The sequence below is a fragment of the Streptomyces sp. NPDC037203 genome, from assembly GCF_055605065.1.
The window spans coordinates 78,416-105,142 of sequence record NZ_JBVJUC010000015.1; the positions used below are offsets into that span (position 1 = coordinate 78,416).

At 72.7% G+C, this 26,727-nt stretch carries 26 protein-coding genes; 16 read left to right on the plus strand and 10 right to left on the minus strand.

The features are described 5' to 3' along the window. Window positions 1–47: 47 nt before the first annotated feature. The gene (locus ACZ7EC_RS30315) at window positions 48–422 is read right to left on the minus strand and encodes a hypothetical protein (protein WP_471067612.1); all 375 of its coding nucleotides are present in this window, start codon (window positions 420–422) and stop codon (window positions 48–50) included. 273 nt (window positions 423–695) lie between these two features. Between ACZ7EC_RS30315 and ACZ7EC_RS30320 the strand changes: the two genes are divergently transcribed. Both ACZ7EC_RS30320 and ACZ7EC_RS30325 read left to right on the plus strand, forming a co-directional pair. Then, window positions 696–1,499 carry an SGNH/GDSL hydrolase family protein gene (locus ACZ7EC_RS30320; RefSeq protein ID WP_471067615.1) on the plus strand — a complete coding sequence of 268 codons (804 nt, stop codon included), beginning with the start codon at window positions 696–698 and terminating at the stop codon, window positions 1,497–1,499. 581 nt (window positions 1,500–2,080) lie between these two features. Continuing rightward, window positions 2,081–2,350, plus strand: coding sequence for a hypothetical protein (locus ACZ7EC_RS30325; RefSeq protein ID WP_397986711.1), 270 nt, complete (start codon window positions 2,081–2,083; stop codon window positions 2,348–2,350). 141 nt (window positions 2,351–2,491) lie between these two features. On the opposite strand, the gene ACZ7EC_RS30330 is transcribed toward ACZ7EC_RS30325, so the two are convergent. The 4 genes from ACZ7EC_RS30330 to hmgA all read right to left on the minus strand — a co-directional run bounded on the left by ACZ7EC_RS30330 (window position 2,492) and on the right by hmgA (window position 7,120). Continuing rightward, on the minus strand, window positions 2,492–3,736 hold the full coding sequence (locus tag ACZ7EC_RS30330) for a CaiB/BaiF CoA transferase family protein (protein WP_471067618.1): 1,245 nt from the start codon (window positions 3,734–3,736) through the stop codon (window positions 2,492–2,494). Window positions 3,737–3,833: 97 nt separating this feature from the next. After that, a complete protein-coding gene (locus ACZ7EC_RS30335) occupies window positions 3,834–4,988 on the minus strand; it encodes a type ISP restriction/modification enzyme (protein WP_471067621.1) in 1,155 nt (384 codons plus the stop codon). 26 nt (window positions 4,989–5,014) lie between these two features. After that, on the minus strand, window positions 5,015–5,764 hold the full coding sequence (locus tag ACZ7EC_RS30340) for a GntR family transcriptional regulator (RefSeq protein WP_471067624.1): 750 nt from the start codon (window positions 5,762–5,764) through the stop codon (window positions 5,015–5,017). Window positions 5,765–5,809: 45 nt separating this feature from the next. After that, window positions 5,810–7,120 (minus strand): homogentisate 1,2-dioxygenase, encoded by a 1,311-nt coding sequence (gene hmgA, locus ACZ7EC_RS30345; RefSeq protein ID WP_471067627.1) that lies wholly within the window; start codon window positions 7,118–7,120, stop codon window positions 5,810–5,812. A 174-nt stretch (window positions 7,121–7,294) separates the two neighbouring features. Between hmgA and ACZ7EC_RS30350 the strand changes: the two genes are divergently transcribed. The 6 genes from ACZ7EC_RS30350 to ACZ7EC_RS30375 all read left to right on the plus strand — a co-directional run bounded on the left by ACZ7EC_RS30350 (window position 7,295) and on the right by ACZ7EC_RS30375 (window position 12,658). Next, window positions 7,295–7,885, plus strand: coding sequence for a hypothetical protein (locus tag ACZ7EC_RS30350; RefSeq protein WP_471067629.1), 591 nt, complete (start codon window positions 7,295–7,297; stop codon window positions 7,883–7,885). A gap of 63 nt (window positions 7,886–7,948) precedes the next feature. After that, a complete protein-coding gene (locus ACZ7EC_RS30355) occupies window positions 7,949–8,566 on the plus strand; it encodes a TetR/AcrR family transcriptional regulator (RefSeq protein WP_471067631.1) in 618 nt (205 codons plus the stop codon). A gap of 216 nt (window positions 8,567–8,782) precedes the next feature. Further along, window positions 8,783–9,448: a hypothetical protein gene (locus tag ACZ7EC_RS30360; protein ID WP_471067634.1), complete on the plus strand. Its 666-nt coding sequence runs from the start codon at window positions 8,783–8,785 to the stop codon at window positions 9,446–9,448. Continuing rightward, window positions 9,435–10,082 (plus strand): class F sortase, encoded by a 648-nt coding sequence (locus ACZ7EC_RS30365; protein ID WP_471067636.1) that lies wholly within the window; start codon window positions 9,435–9,437, stop codon window positions 10,080–10,082. The genes ACZ7EC_RS30360 and ACZ7EC_RS30365 overlap by 14 nt, the downstream gene beginning before the upstream one ends. Before the next feature lie 86 nt (window positions 10,083–10,168). Further along, a complete protein-coding gene (locus tag ACZ7EC_RS30370) occupies window positions 10,169–11,560 on the plus strand; it encodes an aldehyde dehydrogenase family protein (RefSeq protein WP_471067639.1) in 1,392 nt (463 codons plus the stop codon). A gap of 15 nt (window positions 11,561–11,575) precedes the next feature. Continuing rightward, window positions 11,576–12,658 (plus strand): Zn-dependent alcohol dehydrogenase, encoded by a 1,083-nt coding sequence (locus tag ACZ7EC_RS30375; protein ID WP_471067642.1) that lies wholly within the window; start codon window positions 11,576–11,578, stop codon window positions 12,656–12,658. A 30-nt stretch (window positions 12,659–12,688) separates the two neighbouring features. On the opposite strand, the gene ACZ7EC_RS30380 is transcribed toward ACZ7EC_RS30375, so the two are convergent. Then, window positions 12,689–13,339 carry a TetR/AcrR family transcriptional regulator gene (locus ACZ7EC_RS30380; protein ID WP_471067644.1) on the minus strand — a complete coding sequence of 217 codons (651 nt, stop codon included), beginning with the start codon at window positions 13,337–13,339 and terminating at the stop codon, window positions 12,689–12,691. 67 nt (window positions 13,340–13,406) lie between these two features. Here ACZ7EC_RS30380 and ACZ7EC_RS30385 point away from each other — a divergent pair, with 67 nt between their 5' ends. The 3 genes from ACZ7EC_RS30385 (at window position 13,407) to ACZ7EC_RS30395 (ending at window position 15,666) form a co-directional block, all read left to right on the plus strand. Continuing rightward, on the plus strand, window positions 13,407–14,558 hold the full coding sequence (locus tag ACZ7EC_RS30385; RefSeq protein WP_471067741.1) for an acyl-CoA dehydrogenase family protein: 1,152 nt from the start codon (window positions 13,407–13,409) through the stop codon (window positions 14,556–14,558). 92 nt (window positions 14,559–14,650) lie between these two features. Next, a complete protein-coding gene (locus tag ACZ7EC_RS30390; protein ID WP_471067647.1) occupies window positions 14,651–14,941 on the plus strand; it encodes a YiaA/YiaB family inner membrane protein in 291 nt (96 codons plus the stop codon). A gap of 92 nt (window positions 14,942–15,033) precedes the next feature. Then, a complete protein-coding gene (locus ACZ7EC_RS30395) occupies window positions 15,034–15,666 on the plus strand; it encodes a TetR/AcrR family transcriptional regulator (RefSeq protein WP_471067649.1) in 633 nt (210 codons plus the stop codon). 19 nt (window positions 15,667–15,685) lie between these two features. Here the strand turns inward: ACZ7EC_RS30395 and ACZ7EC_RS30400 are convergent, their stop codons facing one another. Further along, on the minus strand, window positions 15,686–16,147 hold the full coding sequence (locus tag ACZ7EC_RS30400; protein WP_471067652.1) for a MaoC family dehydratase: 462 nt from the start codon (window positions 16,145–16,147) through the stop codon (window positions 15,686–15,688). A gap of 89 nt (window positions 16,148–16,236) precedes the next feature. On the opposite strand from ACZ7EC_RS30400, the gene soxR reads away from it, so the two are divergent. Continuing rightward, a complete protein-coding gene (gene soxR / locus ACZ7EC_RS30405) occupies window positions 16,237–16,695 on the plus strand; it encodes a redox-sensitive transcriptional activator SoxR (RefSeq protein ID WP_471067655.1) in 459 nt (152 codons plus the stop codon). 517 nt (window positions 16,696–17,212) lie between these two features. Here soxR and ACZ7EC_RS30410 read toward each other — a convergent pair. After that, window positions 17,213–17,815, minus strand: coding sequence for a hypothetical protein (locus ACZ7EC_RS30410; protein ID WP_471067658.1), 603 nt, complete (start codon window positions 17,813–17,815; stop codon window positions 17,213–17,215). 220 nt (window positions 17,816–18,035) lie between these two features. Between ACZ7EC_RS30410 and ACZ7EC_RS30415 the strand changes: the two genes are divergently transcribed. After that, complete coding sequence (locus tag ACZ7EC_RS30415; RefSeq protein WP_471067661.1) at window positions 18,036–20,837, plus strand: penicillin acylase family protein; 2,802 nt, start codon at window positions 18,036–18,038, stop codon at window positions 20,835–20,837. A gap of 34 nt (window positions 20,838–20,871) precedes the next feature. On the opposite strand, the gene ACZ7EC_RS30420 is transcribed toward ACZ7EC_RS30415, so the two are convergent. Together ACZ7EC_RS30420 and ACZ7EC_RS30425 are read right to left on the minus strand one after the other, a co-directional pair. Further along, window positions 20,872–22,167: a serine-threonine protein kinase gene (locus tag ACZ7EC_RS30420; RefSeq protein ID WP_471067664.1), complete on the minus strand. Its 1,296-nt coding sequence runs from the start codon at window positions 22,165–22,167 to the stop codon at window positions 20,872–20,874. An 87-nt stretch (window positions 22,168–22,254) separates the two neighbouring features. Further along, window positions 22,255–23,514 (minus strand): exo-beta-N-acetylmuramidase NamZ family protein, encoded by a 1,260-nt coding sequence (locus tag ACZ7EC_RS30425; protein ID WP_471067667.1) that lies wholly within the window; start codon window positions 23,512–23,514, stop codon window positions 22,255–22,257. Between the two features lie 123 nt (window positions 23,515–23,637). Here ACZ7EC_RS30425 and ACZ7EC_RS30430 point away from each other — a divergent pair, with 123 nt between their 5' ends. From ACZ7EC_RS30430 to ACZ7EC_RS30440, 3 genes are read left to right on the plus strand one after another with little or no spacing between them, the layout of a single operon-like run. Next, complete coding sequence (locus ACZ7EC_RS30430) at window positions 23,638–24,411, plus strand: SDR family oxidoreductase (RefSeq protein ID WP_471067670.1); 774 nt, start codon at window positions 23,638–23,640, stop codon at window positions 24,409–24,411. Then, on the plus strand, window positions 24,408–26,081 hold the full coding sequence (locus ACZ7EC_RS30435) for a class I adenylate-forming enzyme family protein (RefSeq protein ID WP_471067673.1): 1,674 nt from the start codon (window positions 24,408–24,410) through the stop codon (window positions 26,079–26,081). The genes ACZ7EC_RS30430 and ACZ7EC_RS30435 overlap by 4 nt, the downstream gene beginning before the upstream one ends. Before the next feature lie 46 nt (window positions 26,082–26,127). Continuing rightward, window positions 26,128–26,721, plus strand: coding sequence for a TetR/AcrR family transcriptional regulator (locus ACZ7EC_RS30440; protein WP_471067676.1), 594 nt, complete (start codon window positions 26,128–26,130; stop codon window positions 26,719–26,721). Window positions 26,722–26,727: the final 6 nt, after the last annotated feature.

The following is a 26,727-nucleotide window of genomic DNA, read 5'->3' on the forward strand; positions in this document are numbered from 1 at the left end:
CTCACCTTTCCCATGATTGGTCCGTTGCGTAACAGTGGCCCATCTCGTCACTCTTGTGTGCTTTTGCCGGGAATCCGATCCCTCGGAAGCGCGAGGAGCGGCAGGAGCAGACTGAGTACGGCGACGACGGCCACCCCGCCGCGGACCGACCACAGGTGCGCCGCGAGCATCACCTGGGCCACCAGCATGTCGACGACCACCGCGCCCGCGAGTGCGCACAGGGTCCGGCCGAAGGGGTCGAGGCCGCGCAGGGCCGTGGCGAGTCCGGCGGCCGGCGCGACCAGCAGGTAGACCAGCGCGCACGGGCCGCGCAGCGCGGAGCCGGAGCCGGTGAGGGCGAGCCACGCGCCGGCCACCGGGACGGCGGCCGCGGCTCCCGCGAGCAGCGGCGGCAGGTCCCTGTTGATCCATAAGGTGCGCATTGGCGACTTCGCCCCCCGGAGCACCGGATGCCGGGCTTCAATGTGGCGCAGTCCGCAGGGGGCGTCAAGGGTGGGCGTTCCCCATGAGGCCGGTGCAAGCAGGCATCTGAGGGGCAGTCAACAGAGTTGACATGTACGCGCAATACATAAGCGGTAAATGTTTGAAGGCGGTCTTATTGAGAGTCAAAAATTCTTGGCATGGACACTTCCGGTCAACGCGCGTAGTTGCTACTCAGGTTGCCGCAGCCTTCCTGCTCACCTGGGAGAAACTCCATGAGACGTTCCCGACTTGCCGGAATCGTCGCTCCACTCCTCCTCGCCCTCGGCCTCGGCTTCACGCAGGCCGCCTCGGCGCAGGCGGCGTCCAACAGCGGTGGCTACGTGGCGCTCGGCGACTCCTACGCCTCCGGCGTCGGCGCCGACGACTACATCAGCTCCAGCGGCGACTGCGACCGCAGCACCAATGCCGCCGCGTACCTGTGGAACGCCGCGCACAAGCCGGCCTCGTTCGCGTTCAACGCCTGCTCCGGCGCCACGACGGACGATGTGCTGGCCAATCAGCTCGGCTCGCTCAACTCCTCGACCTCGCTGGTGTCCATCAGCATCGGCGGCAACGACGCCGGGTTCTCCAGCGTGATGGAGACGTGCGTGCTGAACTCCGACAGCACCTGTCTGTCCGCCATCGCCAACGCGAAGGCGTACGCCACCAACACGCTGCCCGGAAAGCTCGACGCCGTCTACAACGCGATCCACTCCAAGGCGCCCAACGCCCGCGTGGCCGTGATCGGCTACCCGCGCTTCTACCTGCTCGGCCAGGCCTGCCTCGGCCTGTCCGACACCAAGCGGTCGGCCATCAACGGTGCCGCCGACACCCTCGACAGCACCATCCAGTCCCGTGCCGCCGCCCACGGCTTCGTCTTCGGTGACGTCCGCAACGCCTTCTCCAGCCACGAGATCTGCTCCGGCGACTCCTGGCTCCACAGCCTCAACGTGCTCGACCTGACCGAGTCGTACCACCCCACCGCGGACGGCCAGTCCGGCGGCTACCTGCCGGTGCTCACCAGCGCCGCCGGCTGACCCGAACGGGTGAGCACCCCGCGGCGCACCGCCGGTCCCGCCCGTCAGGGTGAACTCGCCCACCGGATCGAGGCGTCGCCGTGCCACCCGGTACTTCCCGAGGCGACCCCGCCGTGCGCATCCGGCGGGGCCGCCCGGCGCGGCGGCCGGGCGCGTGAGATGGACCACGTTCCCGGCCGCCCCTTCCCGGCGCCGGCCGCCCTCGCCGGAGCCGGTGCGGGCGGACGCGGGGGCGGCGGCGGGGCCATCGCAGCCGGGCCGAGACCCGGACCGCGCCCCGGACCCGTCGTCACCCAGGGGCTCCGCGGGGGCGACACGCCCTTGATCACCAGGGGTGGGGCGCCCGTCGGCCGTCACACCCCGTGACAGCGGCCCCCGGAGCGCCGTCCGGACGCGGGCCGTCGGCCAGCCCGTTGTCCAACTCGCCCTGAAACCGGTCGGATTCGGAGAGTAGTCAGTGCGGCATGGTCAACGTCCTTACGGGAAAGGTGAATCCTGCAGGCGCGATACACGAGTGCCCCGGTGGGGAGATAGGGTTACTCTGCCCGCGGCCGGGTGGACTCGTACGGGTGGGGAGTGACATGGAACAGATAACAGTGCGCAGCAGGGCCAGGGTCCCTGCGATCACCTGCGGGAGCAGCGCGACCAGCTCGCGCCTCGACCGGCACCTGGCGGTGCTGGGCGGTCCCGCCATACCGCAGCAGAAGACCGTCGAGGCGACCTCGCTGATGCGGGAGCTGACGGCGCGGGACCACCGGCGCACGCACAGCGACCGGGGCGCTCGCGTCCGCCGGGTCTCCCTCTTCGCGCCCCTGCGCCGACTGCGTCGCTCGCTGTTCGGCAGCCACTAGCCGGTCACCGGCCGGCCGTCGGCCCGGCCCTGATCCGGCCGGCGACCCCGGCCCCGACCCGGCCACTGCCCGGCCCTTGAGCGCCCGCCCGGCGCTCACCGGGTGCACCGGCGGTCCCGGACTCCGGTCCAGGGCCCGCGCTCAGGCCGCCACGCCGTCCCGGCGCAGCGCTGCGATCTCCTCGTCCGTCATCCCCACGGCACGCAGCAGCGCCCCGGTGTGCTGTCCGAGCGCGGGCACGTCGCCCATCCTCGCCTCGCCCCCGCCCGGCAGCGTGAGGGGCGGCAGCAGCGCCCGCAACGGCCCCACCGGCGAACCCACCTGACGCCACCGGTCGCGGGCCGCCAGCTGCGGATGATCCGCCAGGCCGCGCGGGTCCCGCAGCCGGGCACAGGCGATGCCCGCCCCCTCCAGCCGCGCCACCGCCGCGTCGGTGTCCAGCGCGCCGAGCGCCCCCGCCACCGCCGCGTCCGTCTCGGCCCGGCGGGCGACCCGCGCCGCGTTCGTCGCGAACAGCGGATCGGTTCCCAACTCCGGCAGCCCCAGGACCTGTTCGGCGAGCCGCCGCCACTCCCGGTCGTTCTGCACCGACAGCAGCACCAGGCCGCCGTCCGCCGTCGCGTAGGCGTCGTAGGGCGCGATGACGGGGTGCGCGAGCCCGGTGCGCGCCGGGGGTTCGCCGCCGTGCATCGTGTGGTGCAGCGGATGCCCCATCCACTCCGCCAGCGAGTCCAGCAGGGACACCTCCACCGGCCCGCCGCGCCCGGTGACGCCCCGGCGCACCAGCGCCGCCAGCACCCCCGAGAAGGCGTACATGGCCGCCGCGATGTCCGCCGCCGGGATGCCCGCCTTCACCGGCCGCTGCGGCGTCCCGGTGACCGACACCAGTCCCGTCTCGCACTGCACCAGCATGTCGTAGGCGCGCTTGCCCGCGTACGGGCCCGAGGAGCCGTACCCCGAGATGTCCACGGCGATCAGCCGCGGGTGCGCCGCGCACAGGGTGGCCGCGTCCAGCCCGAGCCGGGCCGCAGCCCCGTGCGCCAGGTTCTGCACGAACACGTCCGCGTCCGCGATCAGCCGCCGTACGACCTCCCGGCCGCGCGGGTCCTTCAGGTCCAGGGCGAGGGATTCCTTGCCGCGGTTGCACCACACGAAGTGCGAGGCGAGCCCGCCCGCCGCCCTGTCGTAGCCCCGCGCGAAGTCGCCCCCGTCCACCCGCTCCACCTTGATGACGCGGGCCCCCAGATCGGCGAGCTGCCGCGTTGCGAAGGGCGCGGCCACGGCCTGCTCGACGGCCACGACGGTGATGCCCTCCAGGGGCAGCGGCCCCGGTTCCGTCGGCTGTTCCCCGGTGTGCTCCACGGCCTGTTCCGCGAGGTGCTCCATGGGGTGGATGATCTCCCGCTCGGGCGGGTCTGTCAGTACGGCGTATGTCACTCGCCGCGCCCCGGCGGCCCCGCCCCCCGGCGTGCTCCCGGCGCCGCTACCACAGGGCGAACTGGCCCTCCGGCCCCTCCTCGGGACGGTCCAGGACCGACGCGGGCAGACGCGTGGCGCGCGGGGGCGGGAGAACGCCCGAGTGGCGCAGGTCTGTCGCGGTGATCGACGAGGGGATGCGCAACGCCGCCCGCTCGACGCGGACTTCGGCCAGCAGGGTCAGGACCGTGATCAGCTCCAGGAGCTCCGAGGTCCACGGCTGGGGCCAGGTCGCCGGGCGGATCGCCTCCAGGGTGCCGGGGGCCGCCGCGGCCGTGCGCGCGGCGAACCAGGACTCCAGGACCCGGACCCCGTCCAGCTCGTAGTCCCAGGCCGCGGCGGGGACGGGGGAGACGCGGCCGCCGTCCAGGTGGAGGGTCTCCTCCTCGGGGTCGTAGCGGAGCGTCTCGGGGCGGGGCGGCAGCGGCGCGCGGACGTAGGGGCGGCGGCCGCCGGGGAGCCGGGGGCGTTCGCCGTCGCGGCGCAGCAGCCACAGCAGGCGGTGGCCCAACCGCACGCCGATGGACCAGAGTTCCGCGTCGTCGGTCAGCGGGACCGTGTGGTCGGGGCGGACCGCGGCCAGGAACCAGGCGGCCACGTCGAGGGGGGTGACCCGCACTCCCAGGCGGGCCGAGAGATGGTCCAGGAGACCGGGCGCCAGGTTGGGGTCCGCGGCGGCCGGGCGGCGGTAGAGGGGGCGGACACGCCCGGCCCGCAGCATGGGCAGGAGGGCGGTGGCCAGCAGGGGGTGGTGCGCGTCGGGCGTCTCCACCAGGAAGATCTGGTGCTCGTCCGCCACCCGCCACAGCTCCGGGCGGGCCGCGTCGAGCAGCCGGTGGTCCGGGATCAGCCACTGCTCGTCGAAGGGCGCCGCCAGCACCCGTACCGGCTCCGCGCACGGGCCCGTGGCGCGCGCCAGACGCTCCGTCCCGGCGGACCGGCCCGGCAGCTGGCCCACGGCCGAGTGCAGGGTGCGGGCCCGGCTCGGCTCGAACAGGGCCTCGCGGTCCGGCGGATCGGCCTTCAGCAGGGCGTGCCAGCGGGCCCGCAGACAGGCCGGTTCGGGGGCCGTCGGCCAGGTGCGGCCCGGCCGCGGCGGTGCGACGGACCACGGCATGAGGTCCGCCGGCAGCGGAGCGTCGTCGTACGGCACGCTGGGCATCGTACGGGCCGGCGCTTCCCGGCGGGTCAGGTGGCGTCCAGGGTCACCGTGAAGGAGAAGCGGTCCCCCCGGTAGTGGATCACCGCCACGTCCAGCACCCGGCCCTCGGTGTCGTAGGTGATGCCGGTGTAGTGGAGGATCGGGCTGAGCAGCGGGACCTCCAGGAGGCGGGCGGTCTCCGGGTCGGCGAGCCGGGCCTCCACCGTGTCCGTGATCCGGCTGATGTCCGCCCCGACGACGTCCCGCAGCACCTTCGTCATCGGCCAGCGCACCAGGTCGTCCAGGTCGATCCGCTCGGCCAGTTCCGGACGCACGTGGTTGAGGGCGTGGTTGGTCGGCTCCCCGCTCTGCTCGTCGAAGCGCAGCCGGTGGTACGTCGCCACCTCGTCGAGCCCCGGAAAACACTCCGTGAGCCCGCCCGGCACCGGCGCGGGCCCGTGGGTCAGCAACCGGGTGCGCATCCCGGACTGCTGGGCAACGATCGCGTCCACCGAGCCCAGCAGCCGCACCGGGGCGCCGCGCCGGGCATCGGGCTCGATGAACGTGCCGCGCCGCCGGTGCCGGCTGATCAGCCCCTCGTCCTCCAGCTCCTTCAGCGCCTGCCGCATGGTCAGCACGCTCACCCCGTAGTGCTCCGCCAGGCGCTCCTCGGTGGGCAGGCGCAGCGGGTCCGCGGGCGAGCGGCCCAGTATCGAGGCGCGCAGCGACTGCGAGACCTGATACCAGAGCGGCAGCTTGCGGTTCAGGACGATCGAGTCAGGGGCGAAGGAGGTCACGCGGATATCCGTACCGGGTCGGGAACAACGGGCGCAACACAGGCGTCAGATGTGGAAGTTGCGCGTCAGGCCCTGCCACACGCCGTCGTACGCCTGCTGGAGGTGGTCGGCGCGGGCCGCGTGCGGGGTGAGCGTCACCGGCCAGCGGGTCTCGAACATGAAGGCGAGGCCGTCCTCGATCTTCTGCGGCGTCAGCTCGGCCGTGCTCGCCCTGTCGAACGTCTCCCGGTCCGGTCCGTGCGCCGACATCATGTTGTGCAGCGAGCCGCCGCCCGGCACGAAGCCCTCCGCCTTGGCGTCGTAGGCCCCCTCGATCAGGCCCATGTACTCGCTCATCACGTTCCGGTGGAAGTACGGCGGCCGGAAGGTGTCCTCGCCCACCAGCCAGCGCGGCGCGAAGACGACGAAGTCGACGCCGGCCAGACCCGGCGTGTCCGAGGGGGAGGTCAGGACGGTGAAGATGGACGGGTCGGGGTGGTCGTAGGAGATCGAGCCGATCACATTGAAGCGGCGCAGGTCGTAGACGTACGGCACATGGTTGCCGTGCCAGGCGACCACGTCGAGCGGCGAGTGGTCGTACGTGGCCGTCCAGAGGTTGCCGCAGAACTTGTTCACCACCTCCACCGGGCCCTCGGTGTCCTCGTACGCGGCGACCGGCGCGCGGAAGTCCCGTGCGTTGGCGAGTCCGTTGGCGCCGATCGGGCCGAGGTCCGGGAGGCGGAACGGCGCCCCGTAGTTCTCGCACACGTAGCCGCGGGCCGTCCCGTCCAGCAGCTCCACCCGGAAGCGGACCCCGCGCGGGATCAGCGCCACCTGCGCCGGCTCCACGTGCAGCCGCCCGAACTCGGTGTGCAGCAGCAGCCCGCCGCGCTCCGGGACGATCAGCAGCTCGCCGTCGGCGTCGGAGAAGACGCGCTCCATCGAGGTGTCGGCGTGGTACAAGTGCACGGCCATGCCCGCGCGTTGGGTCGCGTCGCCGTTGCCGCCGAGGGTCCACAGGCCCGCGAGGAAGTCGGTGCCCGCGGCCGGCTCGGGCAGCGGGTTCCAGCGCAGCCGGTTGGGGTCGGGCACGGTCTCGGTGAAGGGCGCCGTACGGATCGAGCCGTTCGCGGTGCGGGTGAACCGGGGGTGCGCCGCCGACGGGCGGATCCGGTACAGCCACGAGCGCCGGTTGTGCGCCCGCGGCTCGGTGAACGCCGCGCCGCTGAGCTGCTCCGCGTACAGCCCGAGCGGTGCGCGCTGCGGCGCGTTGCGGCCCTCGGGCAGGGCGCCCGGTACGGCCTCCGAGGCGTGCTCATTGCCGAACCCGGTCAGATAGGAGAGCCCCTCGGCCGTCTTGCGCGCGTCCCCGCTCATGGTCGCCCCCACGCTCCTTTGCGCTCGTTGACTGCGTTCGCCTATTCCTATGGAACACCGTAGGAATAGGCGGGGCCCGGCGCAAGAGGGCGGGACCTCCTCCCTGCGGGGGAGGTCCGGAACCCGACTCCGGGCGGATTCCCCCGACCCGTCCCGTGTCCTACGCTCCCCGGCATGTCGTGGACGAAGGGAATGCGCGGACGCCTGGCCGCGCTCGCGGTGTGCCTCCTGCTGCCCCTCGGCGTCGCGGGCTGCGGCACGGCGCACGGAGGCACGGGCACGGGCGGGGGTGCCGGCGGAGGCGGGGGCGGGGTCGGCGCGGACTCGCCCTCGCCCGTCGGCAAGGTCCTGGACCACACCGACGGCAGCGGCCGGCATCTGCGCGGGACCGGCGGCAAGGAGGCCCCCGAGGTCGGCGTCGAGGTCACCCCGGACCCGGCCGACGGCTGGGACGTGCGGCTGACCTTCCATCACTTCCGGGTCTCCGCGCCCGGTGCGCGCCCGACCGCGGTGACCGGGCGCGGGCTCGCCTGCCTCTTCGTGGACGGCCGCCGGGTCGCCCGGCTGCACACCCCCCGCTACCGGCTGCCCGGCCGGCTCGTCCCGCACGGCACCCACCATGTCACCGCCCGCCTGTACGCCGACGACGGCACGGTGTGGGCCGTGCACGGCAAGCCGGTCCAGAGCACCGCCGACATAACGGTGTCGGACACCCGGCCGCCGACTGCCCCGCCCGCGGATTCCGACCGCCTGCCGGACGGCTGAGGCTTCGCCCGTGCCGCTCCGTACCCTGGGACCAGGTTCACCGGACCCCGGCGGAAAGGCATCATGAAGCCCGTGCCCCACGCGACCCAGCTCCGCCGCGCCCCCGTCCAGCGGCGCAGCGCCGAACGGCTGACCAGGATCCTCGACGCCTGCGCCGAACTCCTCGACGAGGTGGGCTACGACGCACTGAGCACCCGTGCCGTCGCGGTGCGCGCCGGCGTGCCCATCGGCTCGGTCTACCGCTTCTTCGGCAACAAACGGCAGATGGCCGACGCCCTCGCGCAGCGCAATCTGGAGCGGTACACCGAGCGGGTCACCGGGCGCCTGGAGCGGGCGGCGGCGGGGGACTGGCGGGCCGCGATGGACGCCGTCCTGGACGAGTACCTGGCGATGAAGCGCACCGCGCCCGGCTTCTCCCTGGTCGACTTCGGCAACCAGATCCCGGTCGGCGCCCGCCAGGCGGAGCCCAACAGCCGGGTCGCCGACCGGCTTTCCGCGCTGCTCGCCGGCTATATCGGCCGGGCCCCCGACGACGAACTGCGGCGGGCCTTCCTGGTCGCCGTGGAGAGCGCGGACACCCTGGTCCAACTGGCCTTCCGGCTCGATCCGGAGGGCGACGAGGCGATCATCCACGAGACGCGCGAACTGCTGCGGGCCTACCTGGGACGGCTGCTGGACTGACCGGCGAGGTCCTCGTCCGCCCCAGGGCTCCCCCGCCCCGAGGGCGCGGGGGAGAGGCGGGGAACATCGCGCTAGTTAGTCATATTGTCGGATTGCGCCGCCAGGGGGATATCTGACGGCGCGCCGGGCGTCGATGCCGTCCGCCGTCGTGCGCATTGGGCAGAGTCCACACGAGATCGATTTGTATGAAAATCGTCTGACTCGGAGGAAACGCGCATGCCCACCCGGACATTCCCACGCCCCGCCGGTGCCCGCGCCGGCGCCACCGTCGTCCTCACCGCACTCGCCGCGGCGGGCGCGTCGTGGGTGGCGGCACCGACCGCCATGGCCCAAGGGGAGAACGGCGACATCAGAATCCACCGGGTCGGCACGCCCTACGGCGTCTCGAAGGACGACCCCACGGTCTGCCGGTTCTACCTCGATGCCGTCAACTTCGACATCCTGCCCGTCATCGCCTACACCATCACCCCGCAGCCCCCGCTGCCCACCTCCGCCACCGTCACCGGCACCATCCAGCTCGCAGGAGGCGCCGGGCACACCGACCCGCTGGGGCTCGCGGACGGCCAGTACCGGATCACCTGGACCGCGGCCGGCGCCCTCAAGGAGAAGGTCTTCCGCGTCAACTGCCGGGAGAACGGCGCCCAGGGCGCGCCCGGCCAGATCGACGACCACCAGCAGCAGCAGGAGCACAACGACACGAACTGGGGCCAGAACGGCGACCACGGCGGCCCGCAGGGCGGGGTGCACGCCGGCGGCGGCGGGCTCGTGGACACCGCGGCCGCGTACTCCCCGGTGGGCGCCGCCGCGGCGGTGGGCCTGATCGCGGTCGGCGGGGTCGTGTACCTCCGGCGCAACCGCCGTCGTCCCCATGGCGCCGCGTAGGCGCCGACGCAGGCCCTGGTACCGGACCCGCGCCTATCGCCTCGCCAGGACGGCCGTCCTCGCGGCCGTCCTGGTCACCCTCGTCAGGCGGTGCGGGGACGACGGCCCGCCGGACCGCGCACAGGCCGTCGCCGCCGGGGCGGACTCGGGCCCGGCCGTCCGCTACGCCCGCCCGCTGCCCCGGTCCCGGCCCACCTCCCTGCGCATCCCCTCCCTCGGCGTCGACGCCCGGATCATCGGCGTGGGTCTCGACGGAAACCGGCAACTGGAGACACCGCCGTTCGACCACCCCAAGGCGGCCGGCTGGTACGAGGGCGGCGCCACCCCCGGCGAGGCGGGCACCGCGATCGCCGTGGGCCACCGCGACACCCCCTCCGGACCCGCCGTGTTCTCCGCGCTCCCGCTGGTCAAGCCCGGCAGGACGATCGAGGCGCGGCGCGCGGACGGCCGTACCGCCGTCTACACCGTCGACCGGGTGAAGGTCTTCGACAAGTCCGGCTTCCCCGACAAGGAGGTCTACGGCCGCTCCCGCCTCCCCGAGCTGCGCCTGCTGACCTGCGGGGGGCTGTACAGCAGGCGCACCGGGTACAGCAGCAACGTGGTGGTCTTCGCCCATCTCACCGCGACCAGGTGAGTCCGCGCGGCGGGAACGTCTGGCGCCGGAAAACTAACGCCGCTAGTTTAAGGGGCGGATGAGCGTTCCCGCCGGGAGGAAGCACCATGAAGGCACACGACGGTCTGTACATCGACGGCGACTGGCGCCCCGCCGCGCGCCCGGACGAGGTGATCGAGGTCCTGAACCCGGCCGACGAGCAGGTCATCGGCCGGGTCCCGGCCGCCGGGGCCGAGGACGTGGACGCCGCCGTCCGCGCGGCCCGCGCCGCCCTCCCCGGCTGGGCCGCCACCCCGCCCGCCGAGCGCGCGGCCCGCCTGGCCGCGCTCCGGGACGCGCTGGCGGCCCGCGCGGACGAGATCGCCGAGACGGTCACCGCCGAACTCGGCTCGCCGCCCGCGTTCGCGCGGTCCGTGCACGCGGGCCTGCCCATCGCGGTCGCCGGCAGCTACGCCGACCTCGCCGCGAGCCGCCCCTTCGAGGAGCAGGTCGGCAACTCCACCGTCCTGCACGAGCCGGTCGGCGTGGTCGGTGCGATCACCCCCTGGAACTATCCGCTGCACCAGATCGTCGCCAAGGTCGCCCCGGCGCTCGCCGCCGGCTGCACGGTCGTCCTCAAGCCCGCCGAGGACACCCCGCTCACCGCCCAGCTGTTCGCCGAGGCGGTGCACGAGGCGGGCCTCCCGGCCGGGGCGTTCAACCTCGTCACCGGCCTCGGGCCGGTCGCGGGCCAGGCCCTGGCCGGGCATCCGGAGGTGGACCTCGTCTCCTTCACCGGCTCCACCGCCGTCGGCCGCCGCATCGGCGCGCTGGCCGGCGGCGCCGTGAAGCGGGTCGCCCTGGAACTGGGCGGCAAGTCCGCCAACGTCATCCTGCCGAGCGCCGACCTCGCCAAGGCGGTCCACGTCGGCGTCGCCAACGTGATGGCCAACTCCGGTCAGACGTGCAGTGCCTGGACGAGGATGCTGGTCCACCGCGACCGGTACGAGGAGGCCGTCGAGCTGGCCGCGGCCGCCGCCGCCACGTACGCCGACCGCATCGGGCCGCTGGTCAGCGCCAAGCAGCAGGCACGGGTGCGCGGTTACATCGAGAAGGGCCTCGCGGAGGGCGCCCGCCTGGTCGCGGGCGGGCCCGAAGCGCCGCGCGAGAAGGGCTACTTCGTCAGCCCGACCGTCTTCGCCGACGTCACGCCCGAGATGACCATCGCCCAGGAAGAGATCTTCGGCCCGGTACTCTCGGTCCTCGCCTACGACGACGAGGACGACGCCCTGCGTATCGCCAACGGCACGGTGTACGGCCTGGCCGGCGCCGTCTGGGCCGGTGACGAGGACGAGGCGGTGGCCTTCGCCCGGCGCATGGACACCGGGCAGGTCGACATCAACGGCGGCCGCTTCAACCCGCTCGCGCCGTTCGGCGGTTACAAGCAGTCCGGAGTCGGCCGGGAACTCGGCAGGCACGGCCTCGACGAGTACCTTCAGACCAAGTCCTTCCAGTTCTAAGGGGAGTTCGCCGTCATGGCCGTACGAGCCGCTGTCCTGCCCGCCGTGGGCGCGCCCCTGGAGATAACCGGCATCGAGCTGCCCGAACCCGGTCCCGGACAGGTCCGGGTCCGGCTCGCGGCGGCCGGGGTGTGCCACTCCGACCTCTCCCTGTCCGACGGCACGATGAGCGTGCCGGTGCCCGCGGTGCTCGGCCATGAGGGCGCGGGGACGGTCGTCGCCGTCGGGCCGGGCGTCACCCATGTCCCGCCCGGCACGCCCGTCGTCCTCAACTGGGCGCCCGCCTGCGGGACGTGCCACGCCTGTTCGCTCGGCGAGGTCTGGCTGTGCGCCAACGCGCTGAACGGCGCGGCCTCCGTCTACGCCCACACCGCCGACGGCACCCCGCTGCACCCCGGTCTGAACGTCGCCGCGTTCGCCGAGGAGACCGTCGTGCCCGCGTCCTGCGTGCTGCCGCTGCCGGGCGGTGTCCCGCTGGCCGACGCGGCGCTCCTCGGCTGCGCCGTGCTCACCGGGTACGGCGCGATCCACCACGCGGCGGGGGTGCGGCCCGGTGAGAGCGTCGCCGTGTTCGGCGCGGGCGGGGTCGGTCTCGCCGCGATCCAGTCGGCCCGGATCGCGGGTGCGTCGCGGATCGTCGCCGTCGATGTCTCGCCTGCGAAGGAATCCCTGGCGCGGGCCGCCGGAGCCACGGACTTCCTGCTCGCCGGTGCGACCACGCCCCGCGAGGTCCGCGCCCTCACCGGCAAGCAGGGCGTGGACGTCGCCGTCGAGTGCGCGGGCCGCGCGGTCAGCATCCGCGCGGCCTGGGAGTCCACCCGGCGGGGCGGCCGCACGACGGTCGTCGGCATCGGCGGCAAGGACCAGCAGGTCACCTTCAACGCCCTCGAACTCTTCCACTGGGGCCGCACCCTCTCCGGCTGCGTCTACGGCAACAGCGACCCCTCCCGCGACGTCCCCCTGCTCGCGGACCACGTGCGCACCGGCCGCCTGGACCTGTCCGCCCTGGTCACGGAACGGATCGCCCTGGAGGACATCCCGCAAGCCTTCGAGAACATGCGGAAGGGGAAGGGGGGACGGGCGCTGGTGGTGTTCTGAAAGGACCTGCGCCCTGGCCGGGAACCGCCGTCACCCGGCCTCGCCCTCCCGCCGTAGCCGCTGGTACTGCTGCGCGAGGCCGTCCAGGAGCGCGGTCAGTCCCGTTTCGAAGGCCCGCTCGTCGATCTTCTCCTGCTGCTCGGCGAGGAGATGGGCCTGCCCGAGGTGCGGGTAGTCGGCCGGGTCGTAGGCGCTCGCGTCGTCCACGAAGCCGCCGGCGAAGGAGCCGAGCGCCGAGCCCATGATGAAGTAGCGCATCAGCGCCCCGACGGAGGTGGCCTGCGCCGGCGGCCACCCCGCGTCGACCATCGCGCCGTACGCCGCGTCCGCCACCCGCAGCGCGGCCGGCCGGCGTCCGGGGCCGCGCGCGAGCACGGGGACGATGTTGGGGTGCGCGCGCAGCGCGGCCCGGTAGGAGACGGCCCAGTCGTGCAGCGCGGTCCGCCACGGCCGGCCGTCCTCGAACATCGACAGGTCGACCAGCGCGCTCACCGAGTCCGCGACCGCCTCCAGGATCTCGTCCTTCGTGCGGAAGTGGTTGTACAGCGAGGGCCCGCTCACTCCCAGCTCCGCGGCGAGCCGTCGGGTGGAGACGGCCGCCAGCCCCTCCCGGTCCACGAGTTCGCGGGCCGCCCCGACGATCCGGTCGGTGCTGAGCAGGGGCTTGCGTGGTCGGGCCATGGCGCACATAGTAGGGCTGCGCCTGTAAACTAGCAGTGCTAATTTAAGTGGGAGAGGTGATCTCGTGGTGAACCTGGGGCTCAGCGAGGAGCAGGAGGCCGTACGGCGACTCGCGCGGGACTTCGTGGCCCGCGAGATCGCCCCGCACGTGATCGCCTGGGACCGGGCCGAGGAGGTCGACCGGGGCATCGTGAAGAAGCTCGGGGAAGTCGGCTTCCTCGGGCTGACGATCCCGGAGGAGTACGGCGGCTCCGGCGGCGACCACCTGTCGTACTGCCTGGTCACCGAGGAGCTGGGCCGCGGGGACTCCTCGGTGCGCGGCATCGTGTCCGTCTCCCTCGGCCTCGTGGCCAAGTCCGTCGCGGCCTGGGGCGACGAGGAGCAGAAACGGCGCTGGCTGCCGGGGCTGACCGCGGGCGAGTACGTCGGCTGCTTCGGTCTCACCGAGCCGGGCACCGGCTCCGACGCGGGCAACCTCGCCACCCGCGCGGTGCGCGACGGCGACCAGTACGTCGTCAACGGCACCAAGATGTTCATCACCAACGGCACCTGGGCGGACGTCGTCCTGCTGTTCGCCCGCTCCACCGACGCCCCCGGCCACAAGGGCGTGAGCGCCTTCCTGGTGCCGACCGACACGCCCGGCCTGAGCCGGCGTCCGATCCACGGCAAGCTCGGCCTGCGCGGCCAGGCCACCGCCGAACTCGTCCTTCAGGACGTGCGGCTGCCCGCCTCCGCGCTGCTGGGCCAGGAGGGCAAGGGCTTCTCGGTCGCCATGTCCGCGCTCGCCAAGGGCCGGATGTCCGTGGCGGCCGGCTGCGTCGGGATAGCGCAGGCCGCCCTGGACGCGGCCGTCGGGTACGCCGGGGAGCGCGAGCAGTTCGGCAAGCCGATCGCCCGCCACCAGCTGGTGCAGGAGCTGATCAGCGACATCGCCGTCGACGTGGACGCGGCCCGGCTGCTGACCTGGCGGGTCGCCGATCTGATCGACCGGGGTCAGCCGTTCGCGGTCGAGTCCTCCAAGGCCAAGCTGTTCGCGTCCGAGGCCGCCGTCCGCGCCGCCAACAGTGCGCTCCAGGTCTTCGGCGGCTACGGCTACATCGACGAGTACCCGGTCGGCAAACTCCTGCGCGACGCACGGGTGATGACCCTGTACGAGGGCACCAGCCAGATCCAGAAGCTCCTCATCGGCCGTTCCCTGACCGGGGTTTCGGCGTTCTGAGGGCGCCGGGCACGGGGTCGCGCGGCGGTCTGAGTACGGTCTGAGTAGCCGAGCGGATGCGGCGCGGCCCGCGCGCCCCGATGCTCTTGCCCATGAGTGACACATCGGTCAAGCAGCAGAGCACGGCCGCCTTCTACGGCCAGGCCGTCGCGTCCTTCGCCATCGCGATGGCGGCCACCTCCATCGGCATCTTCCGGCTGGACACCGACGCATGGGTGCGCGCGTTCCTCGCGATCGCCGTCCTGTACCTCGTCACCTCCGCCTTCACCCTCGCCAAGGTGATCCGGGACCGCCAGGAGGCCGGGCAGATCGTCAGCCGGGTCGACCAGGCCCGGCTGGACAAGCTCCTCGCCGAGCACGACCCCTGCGCCGACAAGCTCTGACCCTCCGCACCAGCTGCGGCCTGCTGCGCTAAGCGCTCGCTCATCGTCGGCGGTATGGTGGTGCCCCTGTCACCGAGAGGGGCGTAAGAGGGATGAGTACGGCGGCGGAGACGACCGGCGGCGAGGCGGAGCCGTGGGAAGAGGTGACCCCTGACGCGGCCCGGCGACTGCTGGTCGCCGCCGTGGAGGCCTTCGCCGAGCGCGGCTACCACGCGACGACGACACGGGACATCGCGGGCCGCGCCGGGATGAGCCCGGCCGCGCTCTACATCCACTACAAGACCAAGGAAGAACTGCTCCACCGGATCAGCCGCATCGGGCACGACAAGGCCCTGGACATCCTGCGCACGGCGGCCCGCCGCGAGGGCTCCGCGAGGGAGCGGCTCGCCGACGCGGTCAGCTCCTTCGTCCGCTGGCACGCCGGGCGGCGCACCACCGCGCGGGTCGTGCAGTACGAGCTCGACGCCCTCGGCCCCGAGGCCCGCGCCGAGATCCTCGGGCTGCGCCGGCAAGTCGACGCCGAGGTGCGCGGGATCATCGAGGACGGCGTCGCCGCGGGCGAGTTCGACGTGCCGGACGTCCAGGGCGCCACGCTCGCCGTGCTGTCGCTGTGCATCGACGTGGCCCGCTGGTTCAACATCGAGGGGCCGCGTACGCCGGAGGCGGTCGGCGAGCTGTACGCCGAGCTGGTGCTGCGGATGGTCGGGGCGGTCGGGGCGGGGTAGCCCCGGCCGCGACCGGTGCCTACAGGTAGTAGCGGGAGACCGACTCCGCCACGCACACCGGCTTGTCGCCGCCCTCGCGCTCCACGGTGAAGGCGACGGCGACCTGGATGCCGCCGGTGACGTCCGTCACGCCAGTGATCGCCGCGGTGGCGCGCAGCCGGGAGCCGACGGGGACGGGCGCGGGGAAACGGACCTTGTTCGTGCCGTAGTTGACGCCCATCTTCACGCCCTCCACCCGCATCAGCTGCGGGCCGAACAGCGGCAGCAGGGAGAGCGTGAGGTAGCCGTGCGCGATGGTCGTGCCGAACGGCCCCGCGGCGGCCTTCTCGGGGTCCACGTGGATCCACTGGTGGTCCCCGGTGGCCTCGGCGAACAGATCGATCCGCTTCTGGTCGACCTCCAGCCACTCGGTGGGGCCCAGCTGCTCGCCCACGGCCGCCTTCAGCTCGGCGGGGGAGGTGAAGATCCTCGGTGCTGCCATGTTCCCGGCCTCTCGATCGCGTTCCTAAGCAACTGCTTAGCATGGTCGGGTGCGCGATCGATGTCAACGGATTGACTAGGCTCTCAGGAGTGCCGCAGATTCCCGAGAAGATCCATGAGCTCACCGTCGGACAGGTGTCCGCGCGCAGCGGTGCCGCCGTGTCCGCGCTGCACTTCTACGAGGCCAAGGGCCTGATCTCCAGCCGCCGCACCAGTGGCAACCAGCGCCGCTTCAGCCGGGACACGCTGCGCCGGGTGGCCTTCATCCGCGCGGCGCAACGGGTCGGCATCCCGCTCGCGACGATCCGCTCCGCGCTGGCCGAACTGCCGCAGGAGCGGACGCCGACGCGGGCGGACTGGGCGCGGCTGTCGCAGGCGTGGCGCTCGGAGCTGGACGAGCGGATCACGCAGCTCAACCGGCTGCGCGATCACCTCACCGACTGCATCGGGTGCGGGTGCCTGTCGCTGGAGACCTGTGTGCTGTCCAACCCGGACGATGCGTTCGGGGAGCGGCAGACGGGGTCGCGCCTGATGACGCAGGGGTGCTGACTCCGGGCGGCGGCGCGCGGCCCCTTTCCGGTCACTCGTACTCCGCTGGAGCGGAGCCGGGGCGCGAAAGCCGGCGGCGCGGACGCCGGCGGCGTGAACCGGTGCATCGGAGTCGGGGCGCGAAATCCTGCGGAGCGGACTCGGCGGAGCATGGGGGCGCGGCATCCCCTACGCGGCCCCCGGAACTTAACCCGGCGATGACCCCCGGTGGGCACCGGAACTTTCCCGGCGGTGACCCTCGGCGGGCACCGGAATCCTCCCGGCGGTGACCCTCAGCGGGCGCACAGAAAGCTTCCCTGCTGGCGAACCTCGGCGGCTCCCGGCGCCTCCCCCGGTGGCGCCCCAGCGAGACCCCTGGAACCACTCCCGGCAGTGACCCAGCACGGCCCTGGAACCGTCCCGGTAGTAACCCGGCGCGGTCCTGAGACTTCTCCCCGGCGGCAACCCTCGGTGGCCTTCGGGGCATTCCTCCGTCGGCGACCCGCGGTGACCCTCGCGCGGGCTCGGTGGTCCGGTCTCAGGCTGTCATCAGCAGCCGTTCCCGCTGGGCGCCCGCCAGTGCTCGCGGGGAGAGCACCGGGCGCGGGACGAGTATCCCGCAGTCGCCGCACACCGGTCCGGAGGACGGCTCGTGGTCGAGGCCGTACCGCCAGACGAGCCGGTCGGCGCCGCAGACCGGGCAGCTCGCCCCCGGCTCCCGCTCCAGCGCGTCGATCAGCCTGCGCAGCACCTGGGCCAGCGGATCGGACGGATGCACCCGCGGGTCGTCGCACCAGGCGACCCCGAAGCCGCCCCAGGTAAGCCGGTGCCAGTCGTCCACGCTGCCCGGCCGGCGCAGCCCGTCGTGCTTCTCCCGGCGGCGGCGCTCGGTGAACTCGCTCTCGTAGGCCAGCCAGACCGAGCGGGCCTCCTCCAGCTCCTCCAGCGCGGCCACGAGCCGCGCCGGATCGGGGGAGCGGTCCTCGGGATCGAACCCGGCCCGCGCGCACAGGTGGTCCCATGTCGCCCGATGCCCGTAAGGGGCGAACTTCTCAAGGCACTTGCGCAGCGAGTAGCGCCGCAGCGCCAGATCGCAGCCCGGATCACGTACCTGTCTCGCCAGACTCCGGAAACCGGCCATCGCCCTGCACCTCCGTCACACCTGCACCTGATCCGCGGCCACTTCGGCGGCGTCGTACGGACGTCGCCTGATAGACGTTTCGACCGGTGCTTCGGCTCCATCTCTTCTCGCGCTTGTTCTGCCCGGCCTTCCCGCAAACTCCAAAAGTTGACGCATGTTCATCTTCAACTCCGGGGATACCGGCGGTAACGTTCGCGCACCCCAGTCGCTAGGAGCTGCCATGCCACGGCGCACCCCACGGACCGCCTCTGACAGAGTGAGAACGTTCCGCCGACTCTCCGGGTTCCTGAAGTCCGCATCGGTATGCGTTCTGATAGCCGGACTTGTCTCCCCCATTACCCAGGGCGCCGCGAGCGCGGCCACCCCCACCGCTCCCAAGGCCGCCGCGAACGACTACTGCGGCGGCCGGTGTTCGGACATCCTGCCGCCCGGCGAGAACGGCAACGCCACCCTCGCGCAGATCCTCCTCAACCAGGGCTTCGGCACCCAGCCCGCGCACGCCGAGGACCAGCTCGGCCCGTACGCCGGGCTGGCCACCGGCTACAAGGGCCTGAGCGACACGACGATCGACAACTTCTTCAACGACGCCTCCTTCGGCGTCCCCGCCGACCAGGTCGCCTCGACCGAGAAGCCGGCCGGGCGCGGCGATGTGACGATCGTGCGCGACAAGAAGACCGGGGTGCCGCACATCACCGGCACCACCCGCTACGGCACCGAGTTCGGCGCCGGGTACGCCGCGGCCGAGGACCGGCTCTGGCTGATGGACGTCTTCCGGCACGTGGGCCGCGGCCAGCTGACCTCCTTCGCCGGCGGCGCCGCCGCCAACCAGGGGCTGGAGCAGGAGTTCTACCGCAACGCGCCCTACACCGAGGCCGACCTCCAGGCGCAGATCGACCGCGCCGTGGCGGACAACGGCGCCCGCGGCCAGCAGGCCCTCGCCGACGCCGACGCCTACCTGGACGGCATCAACTCCTACATCGACGCCTCCGACAGCGGCCGCTACTTCCCCGGTGAGTACGACCTGACCGGCCACAAGGACGCGGTCACCAACGCGGGCACCATCGACCACTTCAAGATCACCGACCTGGTGGCGCTGGCCTCCGTCATCGGCTCCCTGTTCGGCTCCGGCGGCGGGGGAGAGGTGAACAACGCCCTGTCCCTGATGGCCGCGCAGGACAAGTACGGCGTCGAACAGGGCACCAGGGTCTGGGAGTCCTTCCGCGAACGCAACGACCCCGAGGCCGTCCTCACCGTCCACGACGGCCGGAGCTTCCCGTACGGCGCCAAGCCCGCCACCGCCAAGGGGCAGGCGCTGCCCGACGCCGGCTCGGCGACCCCGGAACCGCTGGTCTACGACCGCACCGGCAGCGCGGCCACCGCCGCCGCCGAGAACGCCTCCACCACGGCCGCGAAGACGGACCTCAGCTCCGCCCACCGCGGAATGTCCAACGCGCTGGTCGTGAGCGGCAAATACACCGCGAGCGGCCATCCGATCGCCGTCTTCGGACCGCAGACCGGCTACTTCGCGCCGCAGCTGCTCATGCTCCAGGAGATCCAGGGCCCCGGCATCAGCGCCCGCGGCGCATCCTTCGCGGGCCTGAGCATGTACGTCGAACTCGGCCGCGGCCAGGACTACTCGTGGAGCGCGACCACCTCGGGCCAGGACATCATCGACACCTACGCCGTCGAGCTGTGCCAGGACGACTACCACTACCTGTACCACGGCACCTGCACCGCCATGGACAAGGTGGAGCAGAAGAACTCCTGGTCGCCCACGCTGGCCGACGGCACCGCCGCCGGCTCGTACACCATGCGGGTGTGGCGCACCAAGTACGGTCCGGTGGAGTACCGGGCGACCGTCGGCGGCAAGAAGGTCGCCTACACCAGTCTGCGCTCCTCCTATCTGCACGAGGTCGACTCGATCGTCGGCTTCCAGATGCTGAACGACCCCGGCTACATCAAGGGGCCCCAGGACTTCCAGAGCGCGGCGCAGCACATCAACTACACCTTCAACTGGTTCTACGCCGACTCCCAGCACACCGCCTACTACAACAGCGGTGACAACCCGGTCCGCGCGGACGGCGTCGACGCGGAGTTCCCGGTGTGGGCGCAGCCCGCGTACGAGTGGAAGAACTGGAACCCGGACACCAACACGGCCGACTACACCCCGCCCTCCGCCCACCCCAACTCCATCGACCAGGACTACTACATCTCCTGGAACAACAAGCAGGCCAAGGACTACACCACCGCCTCCTGGGGCGACGGCTCCGTGCACCGCGGCAACCTGCTGGACGACCGGGTGAAGAAGCTGGTCGCGGCCGGCGGGGTGACCCGCGCCAAGCTGGTGCAGGCGATGGCGTCCGCGGGCGTCACCGACCTGCGTGCCGAGGACGTGCTGCCCGAGCTGCTCCAGGTGATCGGCTCCTCGCCGGTGACCGACCCCGCGGCGGCCGACGCGGTGAACAAGCTCCAGGCGTGGGTGAGCGCGGGCGCCCAGCGCACCGAGACCTCCGCCGGCTCCAAGACCTACGCGAACGCCGACGCGATCCGCATCCTGGACGCCTGGTGGCCGCTGCTGGTCAAGGCGGAGTTCCAGCCGGGTCTCGGCGACGATCTGTACAACGCGCTGACCGGCAACCTGACCGTGGACGAGGCGCCGTCCGCCGGACACGGCCCGACCGGCTCGCACGCCGGAAGCTCCTTCCAGTACGGCTGGTGGAGCTATGTCGACAAGGACATCCGCTCGGTGCTCGGGCAGAACGTGCAGGGCCCCCTCGCCGAGAAGTACTGCGGCGGCGGGAACCTCGGCTCCTGCCGGGACGCCCTGATCAGCACCCTGAAGCAGGCCGCCGGGATGACCGCCGCCCAGGTCTATCCGGGCGACAGCCTCTGCTCCGCCGGCGACCAGTGGTGTGCCGACTCGATCGTCCAGCGCACGCTGGGCGGCATCAAGCACGGCAACATCAGCTGGCAGAACCGGCCGACCTTCCAGCAGGTCGTGGAGTACACCTCGCACCGGTGACGTACGCGCCGGGCGAGCGGTGACTGGCGGCGGGTCAGCCGATCCGGCCCGCCGCCAGCACCACCCGCGCCAGCTCGGCGTGCAGGATGTCGCCGTGCGCCCCGGCCGGCGGGCCGCCCCGGCGGACCACCGCCGCCGCGTCCACGTTCACGCACCCGGACGCGGGCAGCCGGCCCGCCAGGGCACCGGCCAGATCCAGCTGAACGGTGCCCGGCACCGCCTGCACCCCGTCATGGCCCAGGGCACCCCACCGGGGGCCGAGCACCGCCGCGATCTCGGTGCCCAGGCAGGACCGGTCGTCCCCGGAGAGCCGGGAGGCCAGCGGGTAGAAGGTGCCGAGTGCCGCGTCGAAGTGGGAGTGGCAGCACACCAGCGGGCCGTCGATCCGCCGCTGCTGATCCTTCAGCGCTCCCGACTTGTGCGGGTCGTCGGGCAGCCGCCCGGCGAACGCGTAGTGCGAGAAGGCCCCTTCGAGGAGCGTCACGGACTTCACCGGACGCGCCGCGCCGGGCAGTCCCCGCAGCGCGAACGACACCAGGCGCCCGCCGAAGCTGTGCCCCACCAGATGCACCCGCACCCCCGGCGCCCTGACCGCCAACTGCCCCAGCAGCGGCCCGAGTCCGTGCTCGCCGATGGTTCCGGCCCGTCCCTTCATCCGGTAGTACGCCGCCTGCCGCAGCAGCTCCTTCGCACCCTCCCAGGGGTTCGGCAGGCTGAACCCCTCGCCGCCGCCCGGCGCCGCGACCGCGGCCAGCGCGTCGGCGAACTCGGCGCACGCGGTGGCGGGTTCCTCGGTGAACACGGCCGGCTCGCCGTCCTCGTCGGTGTCCGCCGCCGGATCCGCCCCCTCCAGCAGCAGCCGCACCAGCCGCCCGAACTCCGTCAGCCCCGCCCGGCCTTCCGGGCGCTGGTCGAGCAGCCGCGCGAGCTGGTCGATGGTGCTCGCCCGGTCCGGGAAGGCCCCGAGCAGCGCGCGCCGGGTGTCCTTGTCCAGCGCCGGTCCCGGCGCCGCCTCCGCCTCCGCCGCCACCACCGACTTCGGGAAGTCGGGGATCGGCTCGTCACTGAACCGCATCGAGGGCCAGATCACCCCCGCGTACCCGAGGCGCGCCTTGGGGGCGAGCGACGGGAAGGGGGCGAAGAAGCGGCGGTACAGGCGGGTCGCGGCCGAGCGGTCGTCGTTCCAGCCGTGTGCGAAGACGACCAGGTCGCGCACGCCGTGCTCGGTGACCTGCGCCAACAGGCGATCGCGTTCGGGCGGGTCGACGTCCCCGCTCGTGTCGAAGGTCAGCTCCCAGTAGGGAGACACGCTCATCCCGGAATCCGCCATGTCAGGCTCCCTCGCCCCGCGGAGAACGACCCGTTACCTAACGTAATTGTCCCGCGACGCAGTGGAGTTGAAACCGGTCCCCGCTCCTCACGTGTACAGCAGGTATTCCTTCCGGATCCGCCGGAACGCGGCCAGCTCCTGCCGCCACGCGCCCACCACCTCGTCGGTGTCCGCGCCCGCGTCGATCATCGTGCGCACCCGGTCCGAGCCGGTGAGCTTGTCGATCCAGTCGTCCGGCCGCCAGGCGAAGCCGTCCCACACCTTGCGCGCGGTCACCAGCAGGGCGATCCCGGTGCGCACGGGGTCGTAGGCCGCCCGGTCCGTCACATGGATCTGCACCCCGCCCACCGTCGTGCCCTCGAACTTGGAGAAGGTGGGCGCGAAGTACGCCTCGCGGAACCGCACGCCGGGCAGCCCCAGCCCGTTCGCGGCCGCCGCCCAGCGGCCGTCGACGCCCTCGGCGCCGAGGAGTTCGAACGGGCGGGTGGTGCCACGGCCCTCGGAGAGGTTCGTGCCCTCGAACAGGCACGTGCCGGAGTACACCAGCGCCGTGTCCGGGGTGGGCATGTTGGGGCTCGGCGGCACCCAGGGCAGGCCCGAGGCGTCGTAGAAGTCGGTGCGCCGCCAGCCCGTCATCAGGACGGTCTCCAGGGGGACCGACGCGCCGAGGAACTCCTTGTCGAACAGCCGGGCGAGTTCCGCGACGGTCATCCCGTGCGCCTGCGCGATCGGCTGCCGCCCGACGAACGTGGCGAACTCCTTGTGCAGCACCGGCCCTCGGGCCTCCCGCCCGGTGACCGGGTTCGGGCGGTCGAGCACCACGAAGCGCTTGCCGGCGAGCCGGGCGGCCTCCATGCAGTCGTACAGCGTCCAGATGTACGTGTAGAAGCGCGCGCCGACGTCCTGGATGTCGAAGACGATCGTGTCGACGCCGGACGCGGTGAAGACGTCGGCCAGTTGCTGCCCGCTCTTGAGGTACGTGTCGTAGACCGGCAGGCCCGTCTCCGGGTCGTCGTAGCGGCCTTCGGAACCGCCGGCCTGCGCGGTGCCGCGGAAGCCGTGCTCCGGGCCGAAGACCGCCGTCAGCTCGACGCGGCCGTCCTCGTGCATGACGTCCACGATGTGCCGGGCGTCGCGGGTGATGCCGGTGGGGTTGGTGACGATGCCGGTGCGCCGGCCGTGGAGCAGCCGGTAGCCGTCGGCCGCGAGCCGCTCGAAGCCGGTGCGGAAGGAATCGCGGTGGCGGGGGGAGGGGGCCGGCGCGGAGGCCGCGTCCGGTTCGGGGGACGCGGCGGGTACGGCGGCCAGGGTGGCCGTGGCCAGGAGGTTTCTTCGGGACAGGGGCATGGGACCTCCGTTGGTCCGGAAGGTGCGGGCCTCTAGAGGTTGGTGCGATGACCCTTCCTTCACACATACCGACCGGTTAGTCTGGCGTCGCTGTGCCGAGTCGCGTCGTGTCGGAGGAGACCGATGGTGGAAGCCATGCAGGGTGCGGGAGTCGTCGTCACCGGGGCCGGTGGGGGGATCGGGGCCGCGCTGGCCCGGAGGTTCGCCGGGGCCGGGGCACGGGTCGTGGTGAACGACCTGGACGGCCCGAAGGCCGAGGCGGTGGCCGAGGAGATCGGCGGGATCGCCGTGCCCGGCGACGCCTCCGGGATCGTCGGGGACGCACGGGAAGCGCTCGGCGGGGCCATCGACGTCTACTGCGCGAACGCCGGGGTCGGGTTCTCCGACGGGGACATCGGCGGCCCGCTGGACGAGCGCTCCTGGGCGCTGGCCTGGGACGTCAACGTGATGGCGCACGTCCGCGCGGCCCACGCCCTGCTGCCGCACTGGCTGGAGCGGGGCAGCGGCCGGTTCGTCGCCACCGTCTCCGCCGCCGGGCTGCTCACCATGGTCGACGCCCCCTCCTACAGCGTCACCAAGCACGGCGCCTACGCGTTCGCCGAATGGCTGTCCCTGACGTACCGGCACCGGGGCCTGAAGGTGCACGCCATCTGCCCGGAGGGCGTGCGCACCGACATGCTCGCGGCCACCGGCACCGCGGGCGAGGTGGTGCTGGTGCCGACCGCGATCGAGCCGCAGGACGTGGCAGACGCGCTGTTCAAGGGCATCGAGGAGGACCGCTTCCTGATCCTCCCGCACCCGGAGACCGGCGACCGCTACCGGGCGCGCGCGGCGGACCCCGAGCGCTGGCTGGCCGGCATGAACCACATCCAGCGGAAGGTCGAGGAGGCATCGTGAGCGACTCCGGCTACGCGTCCAGGCCCTGGCTCGCCCTGCTCGACGACGCCCAGCGCGCCCCCGTCGACCCCGTCGACTCGCTGGTGCACGCCCTGCGCGCCGCCGTCGCCGCGGCACCCGAGCGCACCTTCCTCGCCTACTTCGACGCCCGGCTGAGCTACCGCGAGGTGGACGGGCTCAGCGACTCCATCGCCGCGCATCTCACCGCGCGCGGACTGGAGCGCGGCGACCGGGTGGCCGTACTCCTCCAGAACTCCCCGCACTTCGTGCTGGCCGTGCTCGGCGCCTGGAAGGCGGGCGCGATCGTGGTGCCGGTGAACCCGATGTACAAGTCGGCCGAGGTCGGCCATGTGCTGCGGGACGCCGAGGTGGCCGCGCTGATCTGCTCCGACCGGGCGTGGGAGTCGTACCTGCGCGAGACGGCGGCCGGAACGCCGGTGCGGATCGTGCTCACCGCGTGCGAGCGGGACTTCCAGACGCGCGACGACGCGCGGGTGCTCGCCTTCGAGCGGCTCCCGCAGGCCCCCGACGCGGAGGACCTGGTGGCCGTGGCCCGGCAGGGCGGGCAGGCGCCCGAGGGGCGGGCGGCGGCGCCCGGCGACATCGCGCTGATCAGCTACACCTCCGGGACCAGCGGCACCCCCAAGGGCGCCACCAACACCCACGGCAACATCATGTACACCGCGGAACGGCAGCGCACCGGGCTCCCGCTGCCCGAGGGGCCGGTCTACTTCGGGCTCGCGCCGCTGTTCCACATCACCGGCATGGTCTGCCAGTTCGCCGCCTGCCTGAACAGCGCCGGCACCCTGGTGCTCGCCTACCGGTTCGAGCCGGGCGTCGTCCTGGAGGCGTTCGCGGAGCACCGCCCGGTGTTCACGGTCGGGCCCGCCACCGCCTTCATGGCGCTCGCCGCCCACCCCGGAGCGGGACCCGAGCACTTCTCCTCCTTCGTGCACCTCTCCTCCGGCGGCGCCCCGCTGCCGCCCGCGCTGGTGGAGGGCTTCCGGGAGCGGTTCGGGGTGTACATCCGCAACGGGTACGGGCTCACCGAGTGCACCGCCCCCTGCGCCTCCGTGCCCTCCGCGCTGGAGGCGCCGGTCGACCCGGTCTCCGGGACGCTCGCGGTCGGGCTGCCGGGACCGGACACGCTCGTGCGGATCGTGGACGAGCACGGCGCGGACGTGCCGTTCGGCGAGCAGGGCGAGATCGTGGTGCGCGGCCCCCAGGTGATCCCCGGCTACTGGCGCCGCCCCGACGCCACCGCCGAGACCTTCCCCGGCGGCGAACTGCGCACCGGCGACATCGGCTTCATGGACCCGCGGGGCTGGCTCTACGTCGTGGACCGCAAGAAGGACATGATCAACGCGTCCGGCTTCAAGGTGTGGCCGCGCGAGGTCGAAGACGTCCTGTACACCCACCCGGCGGTGCGCGAGGCGGCCGTCGTCGGCGTCCCGGACGGTTATCGCGGGGAGACCGTCAAGGCGTACATCAGCCTGCGTCCGGGTGCCGGGGCGGACCCGGATGAACTCGCGGTGTACTGCAAGGAGAGACTGGCCGCCTACAAATATCCGCGCCAGGTGGAGATCCTGCCCGAGCTGCCCAAGACCTCGAGTGGGAAGATCCTCCGTCGGGAGCTGCGCTCCCGAGGCGACGGCGAACGTCGGAACTAGCCACATCGCCACGACTGGCGACAACACGGAGAGGCAGGTGGCGGCAGTGCCCAGGACGACGGACGGCGACGGAGCACCTGTTCCGCAGCGGCTGCTGGCCGCCGCCACCCGGCTCTTTGCCGAGCAGGGCTACGACCGGACCTCCGTCCAGGAGATCGTGGAGGCGGCCGGCGTCACCAAGGGGGCGCTGTACCACTACTTCGGCTCCAAGGACGATCTGCTGCACGAGGTGTACGCGCGCATGCTCCGCGTCCAGCAGGAGCGGCTCGACCACTTCGCCGACATGGACGCGCCCGTGGAGACCCGGCTGCGGGGAGCGGCGGCGGACGTCGTGGTGTCGACCATCGAGAACCTGGACGACGCCGCGATCTTCTTCCGCTCCATGCACCAGCTCAGCCCGGAGAAGCACAAGCAGGTACGGGCCGAACGGCGCCGCTACCACGAAAGATTCCGCGCGCTCATCGAGGAGGGGCAGCGATCCGGCGTCTTCTCCACCGCGACCCCGGCCGACCTGGTCGTGGACTACCACTTCGGCTCCGTCCACCACCTGTCCACCTGGTACCGCCCGGACGGCCCGCTGAGCCCCCAGCAGGTGGCCGACCACCTCGCGGACCTGCTGCTGCGCGCGCTGCGTCCCTGACCGGCG

Coding starts and splice junctions, on each gene's coding strand:
- ACZ7EC_RS30315 (WP_471067612.1), bottom strand. CDS start 422: ATGCGCACCTTATGGATCAACAGGGACCTGCCGCCGCTGCTCGCGGGA.
- ACZ7EC_RS30320 (WP_471067615.1), top strand. CDS start 696: ATGAGACGTTCCCGACTTGCCGGAATCGTCGCTCCACTCCTCCTCGCC.
- ACZ7EC_RS30325 (WP_397986711.1), top strand. CDS start 2,081: ATGGAACAGATAACAGTGCGCAGCAGGGCCAGGGTCCCTGCGATCACC.
- ACZ7EC_RS30330 (WP_471067618.1), bottom strand. CDS start 3,736: ATGGAGCACCTCGCGGAACAGGCCGTGGAGCACACCGGGGAACAGCCG.
- ACZ7EC_RS30335 (WP_471067621.1), bottom strand. CDS start 4,988: ATGCCCAGCGTGCCGTACGACGACGCTCCGCTGCCGGCGGACCTCATG.
- hmgA (WP_471067627.1), bottom strand. CDS start 7,120: ATGAGCGGGGACGCGCGCAAGACGGCCGAGGGGCTCTCCTATCTGACC.
- ACZ7EC_RS30350 (WP_471067629.1), top strand. CDS start 7,295: ATGTCGTGGACGAAGGGAATGCGCGGACGCCTGGCCGCGCTCGCGGTG.
- ACZ7EC_RS30355 (WP_471067631.1), top strand. CDS start 7,949: ATGAAGCCCGTGCCCCACGCGACCCAGCTCCGCCGCGCCCCCGTCCAG.
- ACZ7EC_RS30360 (WP_471067634.1), top strand. CDS start 8,783: ATGCCCACCCGGACATTCCCACGCCCCGCCGGTGCCCGCGCCGGCGCC.
- ACZ7EC_RS30365 (WP_471067636.1), top strand. CDS start 9,435: ATGGCGCCGCGTAGGCGCCGACGCAGGCCCTGGTACCGGACCCGCGCC.
- ACZ7EC_RS30370 (WP_471067639.1), top strand. CDS start 10,169: ATGAAGGCACACGACGGTCTGTACATCGACGGCGACTGGCGCCCCGCC.
- ACZ7EC_RS30375 (WP_471067642.1), top strand. CDS start 11,576: ATGGCCGTACGAGCCGCTGTCCTGCCCGCCGTGGGCGCGCCCCTGGAG.
- ACZ7EC_RS30380 (WP_471067644.1), bottom strand. CDS start 13,339: ATGGCCCGACCACGCAAGCCCCTGCTCAGCACCGACCGGATCGTCGGG.
- ACZ7EC_RS30390 (WP_471067647.1), top strand. CDS start 14,651: ATGAGTGACACATCGGTCAAGCAGCAGAGCACGGCCGCCTTCTACGGC.
- ACZ7EC_RS30395 (WP_471067649.1), top strand. CDS start 15,034: ATGAGTACGGCGGCGGAGACGACCGGCGGCGAGGCGGAGCCGTGGGAA.
- ACZ7EC_RS30400 (WP_471067652.1), bottom strand. CDS start 16,147: ATGGCAGCACCGAGGATCTTCACCTCCCCCGCCGAGCTGAAGGCGGCC.
- ACZ7EC_RS30410 (WP_471067658.1), bottom strand. CDS start 17,815: ATGGCCGGTTTCCGGAGTCTGGCGAGACAGGTACGTGATCCGGGCTGC.
- ACZ7EC_RS30415 (WP_471067661.1), top strand. CDS start 18,036: ATGCCACGGCGCACCCCACGGACCGCCTCTGACAGAGTGAGAACGTTC.
- ACZ7EC_RS30420 (WP_471067664.1), bottom strand. CDS start 22,167: ATGGCGGATTCCGGGATGAGCGTGTCTCCCTACTGGGAGCTGACCTTC.
- ACZ7EC_RS30425 (WP_471067667.1), bottom strand. CDS start 23,514: ATGCCCCTGTCCCGAAGAAACCTCCTGGCCACGGCCACCCTGGCCGCC.
- ACZ7EC_RS30430 (WP_471067670.1), top strand. CDS start 23,638: ATGGTGGAAGCCATGCAGGGTGCGGGAGTCGTCGTCACCGGGGCCGGT.